Source organism: Mycobacterium sp. NGS15 (assembly GCF_059813245.1).
Genome location: NZ_JCALEF010000008.1, coordinates 62163 through 78141, shown reverse-complemented (window position 1 = coordinate 78141; position 15979 = coordinate 62163). Strand labels below are relative to the sequence as shown.

Annotated in this window: 18 protein-coding genes; 10 read left to right on the top strand and 8 right to left on the bottom strand. The window is 65.3% G+C overall.

Annotation, left to right across the window (positions count from 1 at the left end; genetic code table 11):
• Positions 1-13: 13 nt before the first annotated feature.
• Positions 14-1033, top strand: coding sequence for a sulfate/molybdate ABC transporter ATP-binding protein (locus tag AC5Y5C_RS23305; RefSeq protein ID WP_064408394.1), 1020 nt, complete (start codon positions 14-16; stop codon positions 1031-1033).
• Between the two features lie 135 nt (positions 1034-1168).
• On the opposite strand, the gene AC5Y5C_RS23300 is transcribed toward AC5Y5C_RS23305, so the two are convergent.
• The 7 genes from AC5Y5C_RS23300 to AC5Y5C_RS23270 all read right to left on the bottom strand — a co-directional run bounded on the left by AC5Y5C_RS23300 (position 1169) and on the right by AC5Y5C_RS23270 (position 6986).
• Positions 1169-1321 (bottom strand): zinc transporter permease, encoded by a 153-nt coding sequence (locus AC5Y5C_RS23300; RefSeq protein ID WP_078291081.1) that lies wholly within the window; start codon positions 1319-1321, stop codon positions 1169-1171.
• 75 nt (positions 1322-1396) lie between these two features.
• Complete coding sequence (locus AC5Y5C_RS23295) at positions 1397-2092, bottom strand: sirohydrochlorin chelatase (RefSeq protein WP_499976898.1); 696 nt, start codon at positions 2090-2092, stop codon at positions 1397-1399.
• On the bottom strand, positions 2085-3365 hold the full coding sequence (locus AC5Y5C_RS23290; RefSeq protein ID WP_499976896.1) for a sulfate adenylyltransferase subunit 1: 1281 nt from the start codon (positions 3363-3365) through the stop codon (positions 2085-2087). The genes AC5Y5C_RS23295 and AC5Y5C_RS23290 overlap by 8 nt, the downstream gene beginning before the upstream one ends.
• Before the next feature lie 37 nt (positions 3366-3402).
• Complete coding sequence (gene cysD / locus AC5Y5C_RS23285) at positions 3403-4341, bottom strand: sulfate adenylyltransferase subunit CysD (RefSeq protein WP_499976895.1); 939 nt, start codon at positions 4339-4341, stop codon at positions 3403-3405.
• Positions 4338-5060: a phosphoadenylyl-sulfate reductase gene (locus AC5Y5C_RS23280; protein WP_499976894.1), complete on the bottom strand. Its 723-nt coding sequence runs from the start codon at positions 5058-5060 to the stop codon at positions 4338-4340. The genes cysD and AC5Y5C_RS23280 overlap by 4 nt, the downstream gene beginning before the upstream one ends.
• Positions 5057-6739 carry a nitrite/sulfite reductase gene (locus tag AC5Y5C_RS23275; RefSeq protein WP_499976892.1) on the bottom strand — a complete coding sequence of 561 codons (1683 nt, stop codon included), beginning with the start codon at positions 6737-6739 and terminating at the stop codon, positions 5057-5059. The genes AC5Y5C_RS23280 and AC5Y5C_RS23275 overlap by 4 nt, the downstream gene beginning before the upstream one ends.
• A 106-nt stretch (positions 6740-6845) precedes the next feature.
• Positions 6846-6986, bottom strand: coding sequence for an Ms4527A family Cys-rich leader peptide (locus AC5Y5C_RS23270; protein ID WP_499976891.1), 141 nt, complete (start codon positions 6984-6986; stop codon positions 6846-6848).
• Positions 6987-7075: 89 nt separating this feature from the next.
• Between AC5Y5C_RS23270 and hemW the strand changes: the two genes are divergently transcribed.
• The gene (gene hemW / locus AC5Y5C_RS23265) at positions 7076-8251 is read left to right on the top strand and encodes a radical SAM family heme chaperone HemW (RefSeq protein ID WP_499976890.1); all 1176 of its coding nucleotides are present in this window, start codon (positions 7076-7078) and stop codon (positions 8249-8251) included.
• A 6-nt stretch (positions 8252-8257) separates the two neighbouring features.
• Here the strand turns inward: hemW and AC5Y5C_RS23260 are convergent, their stop codons facing one another.
• A complete protein-coding gene (locus AC5Y5C_RS23260) occupies positions 8258-8566 on the bottom strand; it encodes a type II toxin-antitoxin system VapB family antitoxin (protein WP_078313850.1) in 309 nt (102 codons plus the stop codon).
• Positions 8567-8686: 120 nt separating this feature from the next.
• On the opposite strand from AC5Y5C_RS23260, the gene hrcA reads away from it, so the two are divergent.
• The 8 genes from hrcA to era all read left to right on the top strand — a co-directional run bounded on the left by hrcA (position 8687) and on the right by era (position 15941).
• Positions 8687-9712 (top strand): heat-inducible transcriptional repressor HrcA, encoded by a 1026-nt coding sequence (gene hrcA, locus AC5Y5C_RS23255; protein WP_499976888.1) that lies wholly within the window; start codon positions 8687-8689, stop codon positions 9710-9712.
• Positions 9713-9756: 44 nt separating this feature from the next.
• Positions 9757-10905 (top strand): molecular chaperone DnaJ, encoded by a 1149-nt coding sequence (gene dnaJ, locus AC5Y5C_RS23250; protein WP_499976887.1) that lies wholly within the window; start codon positions 9757-9759, stop codon positions 10903-10905.
• A 6-nt stretch (positions 10906-10911) separates the two neighbouring features.
• A complete protein-coding gene (locus AC5Y5C_RS23245) occupies positions 10912-11700 on the top strand; it encodes a 16S rRNA (uracil(1498)-N(3))-methyltransferase (protein WP_499976885.1) in 789 nt (262 codons plus the stop codon).
• Between the two features lie 106 nt (positions 11701-11806).
• Positions 11807-12868 (top strand): PhoH family protein, encoded by a 1062-nt coding sequence (locus tag AC5Y5C_RS23240; RefSeq protein WP_499976883.1) that lies wholly within the window; start codon positions 11807-11809, stop codon positions 12866-12868.
• Positions 12865-13377 (top strand): rRNA maturation RNase YbeY, encoded by a 513-nt coding sequence (gene ybeY / locus AC5Y5C_RS23235; protein ID WP_078298601.1) that lies wholly within the window; start codon positions 12865-12867, stop codon positions 13375-13377. The genes AC5Y5C_RS23240 and ybeY overlap by 4 nt, the downstream gene beginning before the upstream one ends.
• The gene (locus tag AC5Y5C_RS23230; RefSeq protein ID WP_499977035.1) at positions 13377-14693 is read left to right on the top strand and encodes a hemolysin family protein; all 1317 of its coding nucleotides are present in this window, start codon (positions 13377-13379) and stop codon (positions 14691-14693) included. The genes ybeY and AC5Y5C_RS23230 overlap by 1 nt, the downstream gene beginning before the upstream one ends.
• Positions 14686-15024: a cytidine deaminase-like protein gene (locus AC5Y5C_RS23225; protein WP_499976882.1), complete on the top strand. Its 339-nt coding sequence runs from the start codon at positions 14686-14688 to the stop codon at positions 15022-15024. Before AC5Y5C_RS23230 ends, AC5Y5C_RS23225 begins: the two co-directional genes overlap by 8 nt.
• Positions 15021-15941: a GTPase Era gene (era, locus tag AC5Y5C_RS23220; RefSeq protein WP_499976880.1), complete on the top strand. Its 921-nt coding sequence runs from the start codon at positions 15021-15023 to the stop codon at positions 15939-15941. The genes AC5Y5C_RS23225 and era overlap by 4 nt, the downstream gene beginning before the upstream one ends.
• Positions 15942-15979 lie beyond the last annotated feature (38 nt).

Here is a 15979-nt window from a genome sequence, read left to right as displayed (position 1 = left end):
AAGGAGCCACAGAATGACTGACGCGATTACCGTTCGCGGCGCGAACAAGCATTACGGCGACTTCGCCGCGCTGGACAATATCGACTTCGAGGTGCCCTCAGGCTCGTTGACCGCGCTGCTGGGGCCCAGCGGTTCGGGCAAATCGACGTTGTTGCGGGCCATCGCCGGGCTGGACCAGCCCGATACCGGCACGATCACCATCAACGGGCGTGACGTCACCGGTGTTCCGCCACAGCGGCGCGGCATCGGGTTCGTGTTCCAGCATTACGCCGCCTTCAAGCACCTGACCGTGCGCGAAAACGTCGGATTCGGTCTCAAGATCCGCAAGAAGCCAAAGGCCGAGATCAAGGAGAAGGTCGACAATCTGCTGGAAGTGGTGGGGCTGAGTGGTTTTCATGCACGCTATCCCAACCAGCTTTCCGGCGGCCAACGTCAGCGCATGGCGCTGGCCCGGGCGCTTGCCGTCGATCCGGAAGTGCTGCTGCTCGACGAGCCCTTCGGTGCGCTCGATGCCAAGGTGCGTGAGGACCTGCGGGCCTGGCTGCGCCGACTGCACGAGGAAGTGCACGTCACCACGGTGTTGGTGACCCACGACCAGGCCGAGGCTCTCGACGTCGCCGACCGGATCGCGGTGCTCAACAAGGGACGCATCGAGCAGGTGGGTTCTCCCGACGACCTGTACGACCGCCCGGCGAACAGCTTCGTAATGTCCTTCTTGGGCCCGGTGGCCAAGCTGAACGGAATCCTGGTGCGCCCGCACGATATTCGTGTGGGACGCAATGCCGACCTCTCCCGGGCCGCCGCGGAGGGCACCGGCGAGACCACTGGGGTGACGAAGGCCACGGTGGGTCGGGTGGTGCACCTCGGTTTCGAGGTGCGGGTGGAGTTGACCAGTGCCGCCACCGGCGAGCAGTTCACCGCGCAGATCACCCGTGGCGACGCCGAGGCGCTCGGGCTGCACGAGGGCGACCAGGTGTATGTGCGGGTCACCCGGGTTCCCGACTTGGGCGACCTGGCCGAGGTCGCGTCCTAGGGACCGAGCACCGCATGCTGCAGCGAGAGAAGGCGCTGTTGTCGCTCATAGCCAGGCAAGACCAAGAATGTTTCTGAAACAGTGCGGATAGAGAAATGGCCCCCGGTTCTCCGGGGGCCATTTTGTTATCGGACTCTAGTGCTCGTCGTAGTGATCGCCGTGTGGGGCGTGGCGGTGCCCGTCGTGGATGTAGTCCACGTGGTCCTCGTGAGTGACCGCCTCGTGGCCGCAGTCAGGGCCGTGGACGTGGTCGGGATGATCGTGGGTCTTGTGCTCGGTGCTGGTCACGCGTTCAACACTATCGCAGACATGCGCATATAACAATGTGTTGAGCGGGAAAGAGTCGCACGTGCGGAGGGTTTACTAGTGCGGTACCGGGACCGGCGCCGGGACCGCCGCGTCGTAGCGCTCGACAACCACCTCGGCGACCAGCCGGTCCGCACCTAAAGGCGCTGCCACCTGGATGCCCGCACGTCCGGCCTCGGCGCGCATCTGATCCAGCAGCAGCCCGGGGGACAAGAACCACGGTGCGACAACGATGTCCGTGGCTCCGCGTGAACGCAGCGAACCTGCCGCCTCGGCAAGGGTGGTCGATTCCCCGGTGGCGAACACCGTCGTCGAGATGGCCCACTGCGCGGCAAGCGCCCGGGTGCGAGCATTGGCTGTGGAGTCCGAGGAACCGACCGCGGTGAGAATCACGCCGGGACGGGCGATACCGAGTTCAGTCACGCGACGCCGGGCCAGCCGCAGCAGGCGATCATCGGCACCGAGCACCGGGGCTTGCGTCACCCGCAATCCCGGGGGCGCCCCGGACAGCACGGTCGGCAGATCGATCCGTGCGTGGTAAGCGTCCGATAACAACAGCGGCACCACGACCGCATCACCGCTCAAATCGCCCAGCACATCAACGAGATTCGGCTCGGACAACTCAAGGAACGCCAGCCGGACGTCCAGTTCCGGCCGGAGCATCCGCACCTGCGCGACCAATCGGCGCGCGTTCTCCGCGAACCGTGGGTCGCGGCTCCCATGTGCGACCGTAAGAAGCGCCGGACTACGCACGATTCAGTTCGACGGCGCTCAGGGCATCGCCGACCAGCCCTGCCGCCAACGTGTTACCGCTCGAGGGATCAATCAGCAGGAAGCTTCCCGCCGTCCGGTCGTCGGCGTATTCATCGACACTGATCGGCTCGGCCAGGCGAACGCTGATCTGCCCGATGTCATTGAGTTCCAGCGATTCCGGCGCGGGATCGGCCGACAGGTTCTGCTCATCGAAGCGCTCCACCAGCTCGCTGACGATCGCGGGAACTGTGCGGGTGCCGTGCTTGAGCAGCAGGCGTGCCCCGGTCTTCAACGGCTTGTCGGCGAGCCAGCAGACCGTGCCGTCAATCTCCGAAACCGGATCTGGCACATCGGGTGATGCGATCAGATCGCCACGCGACGCATCCACATCGTCGGCCAGGATCAGCGTCACGCTGCGGCCCGCCTCGGCAACCTCGAGTGGCCCATCGGCGGTGTCGATGCCAGACACGGTGGTGCGCTGCCCGGCGGGGGAGACGATCACCTCGTCGCCCACCCGCACGACGCCGGCGGCAACCTGTCCGGCGTAGCCGCGGTAGTCGGGGTACTCGGCGGTACGGGGTCGGATTACATACTGGACCGGGAAACGCAGACCCACATTGCTTGATTCCTCATGCGCTGGAATCGATTCCAGATGCTCGATGAGGGTCGGCCCGCTGTAGAAACCGGTCCGCTCGCTGCGGGTGGCGATGTTGTCGCCGTGCAGTGCCGATACCGGGATCTCCACGATGTTCTCCGGCTTCCAGCCCAGCGAGCTGGTCAGTTCGTTGAACTCGGCGCTGATCGCCTCGAAAATTCGGGCGCTATCGGCCACCAGGTCGATCTTGTTGACCGCCAACACCAGCCGTGGCACACCCAGTAGCGCCAGTACTGCCGCGTGTCGACGGGTCTGCTCGATGACGCCCTTGCGTGCGTCGACGAGAAGGATCACCAGTTGTGCCGTCGAGGCTCCCGACACGGTGTTTCGGGTGTACTGCACGTGCCCGGGCGTGTCGGCGAGGATGAACGAACGCTTCGGGGTCGCGAAGTACCGATACGCCACGTCAATGGTGATGCCCTGCTCGCGCTCGGCGCGCAGTCCGTCGACAAGCAGTGAAAGATCGGGAGCATCGAGCCCGCGTGATTCGGAAGCCTTTGTCACGGCATCGAATTGGTCAATGAGCACCGACTTGGTGTCGTACAGCAGCCGGCCCACCAGGGTGGACTTACCGTCGTCGACGCTGCCGGCGGTGGCAATACGCAGAAGATCGCTCATGATCAGCCCTGCCCTTGATTCTTCGTGCAAGCCCTCATCAGAAATAGCCCTCTCGCTTGCGGTCTTCCATCGCGGCCTCGGACACTCGGTCGTCGCCGCGCGTCGCGCCCCGCTCGGTGATCCGCGATGCGGCCACCTCGGCGAGCACTGCATGGACGTCGGTGGCATCCGAGAGCACGGCGCCCGTGGTCGAGCCGTCTCCCACGGTGCGGTATCGCACCGAAAGTGTTTGTAGCTCTTCACCGTCGCGCGGCCCACCCCAGGGGCCCGGCGTCAACAGCATGCCGTCACGGTTGAACACTTCGCGCTCATGCGCGTAGTAGAGATCGGCCAGCTGCACGTTTTCGCGAGCGATATAACGCCACACGTCCAACTCGGTCCAGTTGCTGATCGGGAACACCCGCACGTGCTCGCCGGGCGCGTGCCTGCCGTTGTAGAGGCTCCAGAGTTCGGGGCGCTGCTTCTTGGGATCCCACTGCCCGAACGCATTGCGCAGGCTGAAGATGCGCTCTTTGGCGCGCGAGCGCTCCTCGTCGCGCCGTCCACCTCCCAGCACCGCGTCGAACTTGTTGTCGGTGATGGCCTCGAGCAGTGGGATGGTCTGCAACGGATTGCGAATTCCATCGGGCCGCTCGGTCAGGCGGCCGTCGGCCAGGTAGTCCTCTACATTCGCGACCACCAGGCGCAAGTTGTGGCGTGCGACGATCTCGTCGCGGAAGGCCAGCACTTCGGGCAGGTTGTGGCCGGTGTCGACATGCAGCAGTGCGAAAGGAAGCGGTGCGGGCCAGAAGGCCTTGAGCGCGGTGTGCAGCAGCACCGTCGAATCCTTGCCACCGGAGAACAGCAGCACCGGGCGCTCGAACTCGCCGGCCACCTCGCGGATGATGTGAATTGACTCGGACTCGAGATCTGTCAGTGCCTCAGTCTGGCTCAACGCGGTGTCCGTTCTGATTTCCGGTCCAATGTGTGTCGTCATGAGGCGTGCAACCCGCATTCTGTCTTGGCCAGGCCCTGCCAGCGCCCGCTGCGGGCATCGCCACCGAGAACTGGCTTAGAGGTGCAGGGAGCGCAGCCGATCGACGGATATCCCTCGTCCACAAGCGGATTGACCAGCACTCCGTGCTCGTCGATGTACTCCTGCATTTTCTCGTCCGACCAGGCGGCAATGGGATTGATCTTCACCAGTCCGAAGGCCTCGTCGAAGGTGATGAGTGGTGCATTGGCTCGAGTAGGGGCGTCGACCCGGCGGATGCCGGTGACCCATGCCGAGTACCCGGCCAGTGACTTGCCTAGCGGCACCACCTTTCGCAGCCGGCAGCACTCGGCGGCATCACGGGCGAACAGGTCCTTGCCGAGCATCTCGTCCTGCTCGGCGACGGTCTGCTCCGCCGTCACGTTCACCACGTGCACGCCGTAAACCATCTCGGCGGCGTCGCGGGTCCCGATGGTCTCCGCGAAGTGGTAGCCGGTGTCGAGAAACAGTACGTCGATGCCCGGATGTACCTGCACGGCAAGGTGAATCAGCACCGCGTCCTGCATATTGGAGGCGACGACGTACCCCTTGGGGTCATTGCCGAAGTGCTCTTCCGTCCACCGCAGCAGCTCCTCGGCAGAGGCGTCCTGCAGTTCGGCGGCGCCGCGCTCAGCCAATTCACGCAGCTGGTCGGCGTTCTTCTGGCCCTCCAGAACGCTCATCGCAGATCCGCCTCCTCAGCCCGAACCGCCCACTGCGCGAAGCGCTCTCCGTCGGTGCGCTGCTTGACGAAGTTGCGCACCACCCGGTCGACGTAATCGCCGAGCTCGGTGCTGGTGACCTTGTGCTGGCGCAGCTTGCGCCCGAATCCGCTGTCCAGGCCCAGGCTTCCGCCCAGGTGCACCTGGAAGCCCTCGACGCTGGCACCGTCGCCGTCGTCAACCATCTGGCCCTTGAAGCCGATATCGGCAACTTGGGAACGTGCGCACGAGTTCGGGCAGCCATTGATGTTGATGGTGACCGGCGTGTCCAGCTGAGCATTCAGGTCATCCAGCCGCTTTTCCAGCTCTGGCACCAGATCCTGTGCACGCTTGCGGGTTTCGGTGAAGGACAGCTTGCAGAACTCGATTCCCGTGCAGGCCATCAGGTTCTTGCGCCAATGCGACGGACGCGAGGGCAGCCCGAGCGCGTCCAGCCCTTCGGTCAGCTCGCCGAGCTTGTCGTCGGGGACGTCGAGGATTATCAGCTTCTGGTACGGCGTGAAGCTCACCCGGTTCGAGCCCGCCTTCTCGGCGAGGTCCGCGACCGCGGAAAGGATGGTTCCCGATACCCGGCCTGCGATGGGTGAGACGCCAACGGCGTTGAGCCCGTTCTTGAGTCGTTGCACACCGACATGGTCGATGGGATGCGCGGGCGGTACCAGCGCGGGGCCGTCGAGCAAGGGCCGCTTCAGGTACTCGGTTTCGAGAACTTCTCTGAATTTTTCGATGCCCCAGTCCTTGACAAGGAACTTCAGCCGCGCCTTGCCGCGCAGTCGGCGGTAGCCGTAGTCGCGGAAGATGCCGACGACACCCTCCCAGACATCGGGAACCTCGTCGAGCGGCACCCACACCCCGAGGCGCTGCGCCAGCATCGGGTTGGTGGACAGGCCGCCGCCCACCCACACGTCCAGACCTGGACCGTGTTCGGGATGGACCACGCCGATGAAGGCGACGTCGTTGATCTCGTGCACCACATCCTGCAGACCGGAGATGGCCGTCTTGAACTTGCGGGGGAGGTTGGAGTACTCCTTCTTCCCGATGTACCGGCGCACGATTTCGTCGACCGCCGGTGTCGGGTCGAGCACCTCATCGAGTGACTCGCCCGCCAGAGGAGAGCCGAGGATCACGCGGGGGCAGTCGCCACAGGCCTGCGTGGTGTACAGGCCCACCTCGTCGAGACGGCGCCAGATCTCGGGCATGTCCTCGACGCGGATCCAGTGGTACTGCACGTTCTCCCGGTCGGAGATATCGGCGGTATCGCGGGCGTATTTGGTGGACAGATCACCGAGGGTGCGCAGCGCGTCGACGGAGAATGCCCCGCCGTCGCAGCGGACCCGGAGCATGAAGTGCTCGTCCTCGAGCATGTCGGTGTTGTCATCACCGGTCCACGTGCCGTCGTAGCCGGGCTTGCGCTGGGTGTACAGACCCCACCAACGGAAGCGGCCACGCAGGTCGGTCTTGTCGATGCTCTCGAAGCCCTTATGGGCGTAAATGGTTTCGATGCGCTCCCGCACGTTCAGCGGGTGGTCGTCTTTTTTCACCTGCTCGTTGGAGTTGAGAGGCTCGTGGTAGCCGAGTGCCCACTGGCCCTCGCTGCGCTGTTGCTTGGGGCGAGCGGGCCGGGTCTCGCTGGTGGTCATGGTGCTCCTCAGAAAGGCAGGCACAGTCGTGGGCGACACACCGGGGGCTGACCGGAGGCGCAGATCCTCACGACCGTTTGGGTGGCAGACGGGTAGGACTACGTCACTAGGGGAGACAACACGCGCTACAGACACGCTTCAGGTCGATGTGTCGCCGCGCGACAAGGGGGACCTGATGTGTGCTCACCCGGCCAATTGTGCCATGCGAAACGGGCACCCCGTACGACCGGGTCGTAATTACGCTCATTGTGAGCAAAACCTCTATTCGGTGTGGGGGATTCCCGCTATTGACCGGACAGATTTTTTCTGCCGTCGCCCCTGGCACACACTTGAGCGGTGAGACCCGAAACGATTGCCACCCTGCCGCCCCTGGTGCCAGCAGCGGGGCGCCCGTTCGGGATCTACGTGCATGTTCCGTTCTGCGCCACACGCTGTGGATACTGCGATTTCAACACTTACACCGCCGACGAACTTGGTGATGGCACCTCACCCGCGGGCTGGCTCGAGGCACTGCGCGCCGAGCTGGACCTGGCCGCGCGGACCCTGCACGGGAAACCGCTGGTGCAGACCGTGTTCGTCGGTGGTGGCACACCCTCCCTGCTGGGCGGCTCCGGGCTCGCGGAGGTGCTCGACGCGATCAGTGCCCATTTCATGTTGGCGCCGGGCGCCGAGGTGACCACCGAGGCCAATCCCGAGTCCACCTCGCCGGCGTTCTTCGAGACGATTTGCGCCGCCGGGTACACCCGCGTCTCGCTGGGTATGCAGTCCGCGGCTCCGCATGTGCTGGCCACGCTGGATCGTGTGCACGCCCCCGGGCGGGCGGTGGCGGCGGCGCGGGAGGCGCGTGCGGCCGGTCTCGGGCATGTGAATTTGGACCTCATCTACGGCACACCCGGTGAGACCGATGATGATCTGCGCCGGTCCGTCGATGCCGTGCTCGATGCCGGGGTAGACCATGTCTCGGCGTATGCGCTGGTGGTCGAGGAGGGCACCGCCCTGGCCCGGCGCGTCCGGCGCGGCGAGCTGCCGAATCCCGATGAGGACGCCCTGGCCGACCGGTATCAGCTGCTGGACACGGCGCTGTCGGCGGCGGGGCTGGACTGGTACGAGGTGTCCAACTGGGCACGCCCGGGCGGGGAGTGCCGCCACAACCTTGGGTACTGGGCCGGCGGTGACTGGTGGGGTGCCGGGCCGGGTGCGCACGGACATGTCAACGGGGTGCGGTGGTGGAACGTCAAGCACCCCAACGCCTACGCCAAGCAGTTAGGGCAGGGACAGCTTCCCGTCGGCGGGCACGAGATCCTCAGCCCCGCCGAACGGCACACCGAGGACGTGTTACTGGCGGTGCGGCTGAACACGGGAATCGCCTTGGCGGACTTGACCGTTGAGGAACGTGGCCGGGTGCCCGCCGTGGTGTCCGGGGGGCTGGGACAGCTGGTGGGTGATCGGCTGGTGCTCACCGATGGGGGGCGCCTGCTGGCGGACGGCGTGGTGCGCACGATCCTGGATTAACGCCGCCTAAAGCCCGCGTAGCTGATCCATATCGAAAACTCTGGCGTGGAGTACAACCCGGTTGCGCAACGCGGCCCGGACGGCTCGGTGCAGTCCATCCTCCAGATAGGTGACGCCCTGCCACTTCACGGCGTGCGGGAACAGGTCCCCGTAGAACGTCGAGTCCTCGCTGAGCAAGCGGTCCAACGCGAGCACCGTGGTGGTGGTGACGAGCTCGTCGAGACGGATCTGCCGGGGCGGGATGCGCGACCAATCCCTCGTCGACAGCCCATGCTCTGGGTACGGCTTCCCCTCGCGAACACCCTTGAAGATCACTGCAAATCACTCCGTAATGATCCCTGCATAACAGTTGAGGTTAGCCTGGACGGCCTCGGTGGCGGGTTAGCCCAGCGTGGCCCCGTAAAATAGGGCACATCACGCGTGAGGGAGGTGACCATGGCCAGTGCCGATGACCGGCGCTTCGAGGTGTTGCGCGCCATCGTCGCCGACTACGTCACGACCAAGGAGCCGATCGGCTCTAAGGCGCTGGTCGACAGGCACGGCCTCGGGGTTTCCAGCGCCACCGTCCGCAACGACATGGCGGTGCTGGAGGCCGAGGGGTACATCGCCCAGCCGCACACCAGCTCAGGACGTATCCCGACGGAAAAGGGCTACCGCGAGTTCGTCAACCGGCTCGAGGACGTCAAACCGCTCTCGGGTGCCGAGCGCAAGGCCATCCTGAATTTCTTGGAAGGCGGTGTCGACCTCGATGACGTGCTGCGCCGTGCGGTGCGCCTGCTGGCGCAGATGACTCGTCAAGTTGCCGTCGTGCAGTACCCGACGCTGTCCTCGTCCAGCGTGCGTCACCTTGAGGTGGTGCTGCTGACCCCGGCCCGGCTGCTGCTGGTGGTCATCACCGACACCGGGCGGGTCGATCAGCGGATTGTCGAGCTGGGCGACGTCATCAGCGATGACCAGCTGAGCAGGCTCCGTACGCTGCTGGGCGCGGCCCTGGACGGCAAGAAGCTGTCGGCGGCCTCGGTGGCTGTCGCCGAGCTCGCCGAACAGTCCGACGACGACCTGCGCAATGCACTCACGCGGGCGGCGACGGTCCTGGTGGAAACGCTCGTCGAACATCACGAGGAACGCCTGCTGCTCGGTGGTACCGCCAACCTGACCCGCAACGTCGGCGACTTTGGCGGTCAGCTGCGCACCGTGCTGGAAGCGCTGGAGGAGCAGGTGGTGGTTTTACGCTTGCTCGCCGCCCAGCAGGAGGCCGGCCGGGTCACCGTGCACATCGGTCACGAAACCGCGGCTGAGCAGATGATCGGCACCTCCGTCGTCTCCACCCCGTATGGTGCGGGCGGAGCGGTATTCGGCGGTATGGGTGTGCTAGGACCCACACGGATGGACTACCCGGGAACCATCGCGAACGTCGCGGCGGTTGCCATGTATATCGGCGAAGTGCTAGCTAATCGCTAGCGATATGTGAACTAGACAGATACCAACGGAGCGAGATCAACACAGTGGCGCGTGATTACTACGGCATCCTCGGGGTCAGCAAGGGTGCTAGCGACAGCGAGCTCAAGCGGGCGTACCGCAAGCTCGCCCGTGAGCTGCACCCCGACATCAATCCCGATGAACAGGCCCAGACGCAGTTCAAAGAGGTCAGCATCGCCTACGAGGTGCTGACCGATCCGGACAAGCGGCGCATCGTCGACCTCGGTGGCGACCCGCTGGAGAACGGTGGCGGCGGCAACGGTTTCGGCGGTGGCTTCGGTTCCGGTTTCGGCGGCCTTGGCGATGTGTTCGAGGCGTTCTTCGGCGGCTCGGCCGGTGGATCGCGCGGTCCGCGCGGCCGGGTTCAGCCCGGATCCGACTCGCTGCTGCGGATGCGGCTTGAACTGCTGGAATGTGCGACCGGTGTCAGCAAGCAGGTGACTGTGGACACCGCGATCCTGTGCGACGGATGTGCGGGCAAGGGTACCCACGGAAATTCGGCGCCGAGCGCCTGTGAGACCTGTGGCGGCCGCGGCGAGGTACAGACCGTGCAGCGTTCCCTGCTTGGCCAGGTGCTGACGTCACGGCCGTGCCCGACGTGTCAGGGGGCCGGGGAGGTCATCACCGATCCATGCCACAAGTGCGGTGGCGACGGCCGGGTGCGCGCGCGTCGTGAGATCACGGTCAAGATCCCGGCCGGTGTCGGCGACGGGATGAGGGTGCGCCTGGCAGCTCAGGGTGAGGTCGGCCCCGGAGGCGGACCGGCAGGTGACCTGTACGTCGAGGTGCACGAGAAACCGCACGACGTGTTCATTCGTGACGGGGATGACCTGCACTTCACGGTTCGGGTCCCGATGGTGGAGGCGGCGCTGGGTACCAGCGTGTCCGTCGACGCCATCATCGATGGGCCGACCGTGGTCAAGGTCGAGCCGGGATCGCAGCCGGGTTCGGTGGTGACGCTGCGCGGGAAGGGCATGCCGCATCTGCGCACCGGCGTCCGTGGAAACCTGCATGCGCATCTGGACGTGGTGGTGCCCACCCGAATAGATGCCAAGGAACGCGAGCTGCTGAAAGACTTCAAGACCCGGAACAAGGAAACCGCCGAGGTGGTGTGGGCCGAGTCTGCGTCCGGCGGGGTGTTCTCGCGGCTGCGCGAGGCGTTCACGGGCCGCTAGATCCAGATGGCGGCCGCCACGATCTTCTACGTTGACCAAATCCCCGCCCTGGGGGAGCCGGTGAGCCTGCTCGGGGACGAGGGGCATCACGCCACGCGGGTGCTGCGCATGCGCGTCGGTGAGCCCGTCATGGTGTGCGACGGTGCGGGCGAGGTTGGCGACGGCGTCGTCGCCTCTGTCGACCGCGCTGGCCTGTCGATCGAGATCACCGGGCGCTGGAGCGTTGCTGCTGCCGCGCCCAGAGTGACTGTGGTGCAGGCACTTCCCAAATCCGATCGCTCCGAACTTGCCGTCGACCTGGCGGTGGAGGCGGGCGCCGACGAGATCGTCCCGTGGCAGGCGCGGCGATGTGTGTCGCGCTGGGACACACCGAACGACCCGAACAAGGCGGAGAAGGGTCAGCGGCGCTGGGAGGCGGTGGCCCGGGCGGCGTCACGCCAGTCCCGGCGGGCTTTCGTACCGACGGTGTCGGAGCTGCGCTCGACGGCGCAGCTGGCCGAGTTGGCCCGTGAGCGGGTCGCCGGCGGGGCCATCGTGCTGGTGCTGCATGAATCGGCGGACTCCGGGCTCAGCGCCCTGGGCGAGCGGTTGTCCTCGGTGCCGTCGGTAGTGCTGATCGTGGGGCCCGAGGGCGGTGTCGCGGACGAGGAGCTGGGCGTTTTGACGGACGCGGGTGCGGTTCCGGTGCGTTTGGGGCCGACGGTGTTGCGCACGTCCAGCGCCGCCGCTGTCGCGTTAGGTGCCCTCGGGGTGCTCACCGACCGATGGGCCGACGGCCCGCTGGCGCACCGATGAGCGCCCGCGCGAAGCGACGACAACGCTAATCGCGTGGAGGCTGACGGTTGCCAGCGGTAAACTCGACGCAACTTCACAACCCAAGAAAGCAGGCGACTTCAACCACGTGACGAGCCGAGAACAAGGTGCCGCTGTGCCGTCCGTATCGTCGTCATCGTCTTCGGACGTGCGCAGCAGCGTCGAGATTCCGAACGATCTCATCATGGGCCTGCTGGGTTCTGCTGATGAAAACCTGCGGGAGCTCGAGGACATGTTGACTGCCGACGTCCACGCCCGCGGAAATACCATCACCTTCACCGGCGAGCCCGCTGACGTGGCGTTGGCCGAGCGGGTGGTCTCCGAGCTGATCGTGATCGCCCGCCGGGGCCAGCAGCTGACGCCCTCGACGGTGCGGCATACCGCGGCAATGCTCGCCGGCGACGACGACGAGTCGCCCGCCGAGGTGCTGAGCCTGGACATTCTGTCGCGGCGTGGCAAGACCATCCGCCCGAAGACGCTGAACCAGAAGCGCTACGTGGATGCGATCGACGCCAACACGGTGGTCTTCGGTATCGGACCGGCCGGTACCGGCAAGACATATTTGGCGATGGCCAAGGCGGTCAACGCGTTACAGAGCAAGCAGGTCACCAGGATAATCCTGACCCGCCCAGCGGTCGAAGCGGGGGAGCGGCTCGGCTTCCTGCCCGGCACGCTGAGCGAGAAGATCGACCCATACCTGCGGCCGCTGTACGACGCGCTGCACGACATGATGGATCCCGAACTCATCCCGAAGCTCATGTCGGCCGGGGTCATCGAGGTTGCGCCACTGGCATATATGCGGGGCCGCACTCTCAACGACGCGTTCATCATTCTCGACGAGGCACAGAACACCACCGCCGAGCAGATGAAGATGTTCCTCACCCGGCTGGGCTTCGGGTCCAAGATTGTGGTCACCGGTGACGTGACACAGGTCGATCTGCCGGGTGGTGCCCGTTCCGGATTGCGTGCCGCGGTCGACATTCTCGACAATATCGAGGGAATTCACTTCTCGGAGTTGACCAGTGCCGATGTGGTCCGCCACCGGCTGGTATCGGAGATCGTGGATGCCTATGCACGTTTTGAGGACTCCGATCTGACAGGTAACCGCGCGCAGCGGCGCGCATCGGGGAACCGGAGCCGGCACCGATGAGCATCGAGGTCGTCAACGAGTCGGGCATCGACGTCGCCGAGGGCGAGTTGGTCAGCGTCGCACGATTCGCCATAGCGGCAATGGATGTCCATCCGGCGGCAGAGCTTTCGATGATGCTTGTCGATCTTGCGGCCATGGCGGACCTGCACATGAGGTGGATGGATCTGCCCGGTCCCACCGATGTCATGTCCTTCCCGATGGACGAACTGGAGCCCGGTGGGCGCCCGGATGCGCCCGAACCGGGGCCCTCGATGCTCGGCGACATCGTGTTGTGCCCGCAGTTCGCGGCCGAACAGGCTGAGGCGGCGGGGCATTCGTTGGCTCACGAGCTGGCGCTGCTGACCGTGCACGGCGTGCTGCATCTGCTGGGCTACGACCACGCCGAACCCGAGGAAGAGCGCGAGATGTTCGCGCTGCAGAACCAACTGCTGAAGGATTGGTACGAGCAGCAGGCCCAGCTGTACCGGGATAGCCGTCTGCTCGACAAGTCGCGCAACTTCGACGAGTGATGTCTGGCATAGGGCTGCTGCTGGCGGCGATCGTCCTTGTCGGTCTGGGCGGTGCGTTCGCGGCGATCGACGCGGCCATCAACACCGTGTCCTCGGCGCGTGTCGACGAGCTGGTTCGGGAGGAAAGGCCGGGCGCGGTAAGGCTTTCCGTGGTGATCAGGGAGCGTCCGCGCTATGTGAACCTGGTTGTCCTGCTGCGCACCACCTGCGAAATCTTGTCGACGGTGTGTCTGGCCGGATACCTGACCGCGCGGATGAGCCTGGGTGCGGCGCTGACGATCTCGGCGATCGTCATGGTGGTGACGAGCTTCGTGGCGATCGGGGTGGGCCCGCGTACGTTGGGACGCCAACATGCGTACTCGATAGCGTTGGGTGCCGCCGTTCCGCTGCAGATGATTTCGGTGTTACTGGGCCCCATTTCGCGGCTGCTCATCCTGCTCGGTAACGCGGTGACGCCCGGACGCGGTTTCCGCAACGGCCCGTTCGCCTCCGAGATCGAGCTGCGCGAGGTGGTCGACATGGCGCAGCAGCGTGGTGTGGTGGCCGATGACGAACGTCGAATGATCCAGTCGGTGTTCGAGCTGGGCGACACACCGGCCCGCGAGGTGATGGTGCCGCGTACCGAGATGGTGTGGATCGAATCTGACAAAACAGCCGGTCAGGCGACCTCGCTGGCCGTGCGCAGCGGGCACTCCCGTATCCCGGTGGTCGGCGAGAACGTCGACGATGTGGTCGGGGTGGTTTTCCTCAAAGACCTTGTGCAGCAGACGTACTACTCGGTGAATGGTGGCCGCGACGTCACGGTGGCGCAGGTGATGAGGCCGGCGGTGTTCGTTCCGGACTCCAAGCCGCTGGATGCGCTGCTGCGTGAGATGCAGCAGCACCGCAAGCACATGGCGCTGCTGGTCGACGAGTACGGGGCGATCGCCGGGTTGGTGACCATCGAGGACGTGCTGGAGGAGATCGTCGGCGAGATTGCCGACGAGTACGACCATGACGAGGTTGCTCCGGTAGAGAACTTGGAAGACAAGATATTTCGTGTCTCCGCCAGGTTGCCGATCGAGGACTTGGGAGAGCTCTACGGCATCGAATTCCACGAGGACCTCGATGTCGAGACCGTGGGCGGACTATTGGCGTTAGGGCTGGGTCGCGTTCCGCTGCCGGGGGCCAAGGTCGCCACGCACGGACTTTTGCTACAGGCTGAAGGCGGCCCGGACACGCGGGGCCGGGTGCGCATCGGCACGATCCTGGTGCAACCCGACCTCGACAGCGGCACGGTGGCAGATGACGAGAAAGCAGAGGAAAGAAATGACTGAATCAGACGCCAGTCTGAACGATGAAGATAACAAGCTCGTCGTGCTGGCCCGTGGAGCGATGGGGCGCGCCGAGGCGAAGTCGGGAGCGGCGGTGCGTGACGGCGACGGCCGCACCTATGCCGGTGCGCCGGTGTCGCTTTCGGGGCTGACGTTGACCGCGCTGCAGGCGGCGGTGGCGGCGGCGGTGTCCAGCGGAGCTTCGGCCATCGAGGCGGCGGTGCTGGTCGGTGGTTCCTACGAGGATCCGGGTGTCGCGGCGGTGCGAGAGCTGTCACCGTCGGCGACGGTCATCGTGACCGATCGCACCGGTGTGCCTGCGGGGCAGTTGTGAGCGGATCCGATGAGGAGTTCCGTTCTGGCTTCGTATGTTTCGTCGGGCGGCCCAACACCGGAAAGTCGACGCTTACCAATGCGCTGGTCGGGCAGAAGGTCGCCATCACCTCAAGCCGGCCACAGACCACGCGGCACACGATTCGCGGGATCGTGCACCGCGAGAATTACCAGATCGTTCTCGTCGACACTCCGGGGCTGCATCGGCCGCGCACACTGCTTGGACAACGACTCAACGATCTTGTGCGCGATACGTATTCCGAGGTCGACGTGATCGGTCTGTGTATTCCGGCCGATGAGGGCATTGGGCCGGGGGACAAGTGGATCTACGAGCAGATCAAGCTCGTCGCGCCGCGCACCACGCTGCTTGCGATCGTCACCAAGATCGACAAGGTGAGTAAGGAGCGGGTGGCCGAGCAGCTGTTGGCGGTGTCCGAACTCGTTGGGCACGATGCGGATATCGTGCCGGCATCGGCGGTCTCTGGAGCCCAAGTCGAGGTGCTGACAGAGGTTTTGGCATCCAAGCTGCAGCCGGGGCCAGCGTTCTACCCCGACGGTGAGTTGACCGATGAGCCCGAAGAGGTGCTCATGGCCGAGCTGATCCGTGAGGCCGCGCTCGAAGGTGTACGTGATGAGCTACCGCACTCGTTGGCGGTGGTGATCGACGAGGTGAACGAACGCGAGGGGCGGCCCGAGGGCTCGGAGCTGATCGACGTGCACGCGATCCTCTACGTCGAGAGGGACAGCCAGAAGGGCATCGTCATCGGCAAGGGTGGAACGCGGCTGCGGGAAGTCGGGACCAACGCGCGCAAACAGATCGAAAAGCTGCTCGGCACTAAGGTTTTCCTGGATCTGCGGGTCAAGGTGGCCAAGAACTGGCAGCGCGACCCCAAACAGCTCGGCAAGCTGGGGTTCTAGGCCCGCCTACCGCCCCGCCGCCCCGCCCAAACCGCACC

Excerpts from the sequence above, each read along its gene's own strand:
- cysD (WP_499976895.1), bottom strand. The coding sequence starts at position 4,341 with ATGACGACACACATTGGACCGGAAATCAGAACGGACACCGCGTTGAGC.
- AC5Y5C_RS23230 (WP_499977035.1), top strand. The coding sequence starts at position 13,377 with ATGTCTGGCATAGGGCTGCTGCTGGCGGCGATCGTCCTTGTCGGTCTG.
- hrcA (WP_499976888.1), top strand. The coding sequence starts at position 8,687 with ATGGCCAGTGCCGATGACCGGCGCTTCGAGGTGTTGCGCGCCATCGTC.
- AC5Y5C_RS23290 (WP_499976896.1), bottom strand. The coding sequence starts at position 3,365 with ATGAGCGATCTTCTGCGTATTGCCACCGCCGGCAGCGTCGACGACGGT.
- AC5Y5C_RS23270 (WP_499976891.1), bottom strand. The coding sequence starts at position 6,986 with ATGAGCGTAATTACGACCCGGTCGTACGGGGTGCCCGTTTCGCATGGC.
- AC5Y5C_RS23305 (WP_064408394.1), top strand. The coding sequence starts at position 14 with ATGACTGACGCGATTACCGTTCGCGGCGCGAACAAGCATTACGGCGAC.
- ybeY (WP_078298601.1), top strand. The coding sequence starts at position 12,865 with ATGAGCATCGAGGTCGTCAACGAGTCGGGCATCGACGTCGCCGAGGGC.
- AC5Y5C_RS23280 (WP_499976894.1), bottom strand. The coding sequence starts at position 5,060 with ATGAGCGTTCTGGAGGGCCAGAAGAACGCCGACCAGCTGCGTGAATTG.
- AC5Y5C_RS23225 (WP_499976882.1), top strand. The coding sequence starts at position 14,686 with ATGACTGAATCAGACGCCAGTCTGAACGATGAAGATAACAAGCTCGTC.
- AC5Y5C_RS23245 (WP_499976885.1), top strand. The coding sequence starts at position 10,912 with ATGGCGGCCGCCACGATCTTCTACGTTGACCAAATCCCCGCCCTGGGG.
- AC5Y5C_RS23275 (WP_499976892.1), bottom strand. The coding sequence starts at position 6,739 with ATGACCACCAGCGAGACCCGGCCCGCTCGCCCCAAGCAACAGCGCAGC.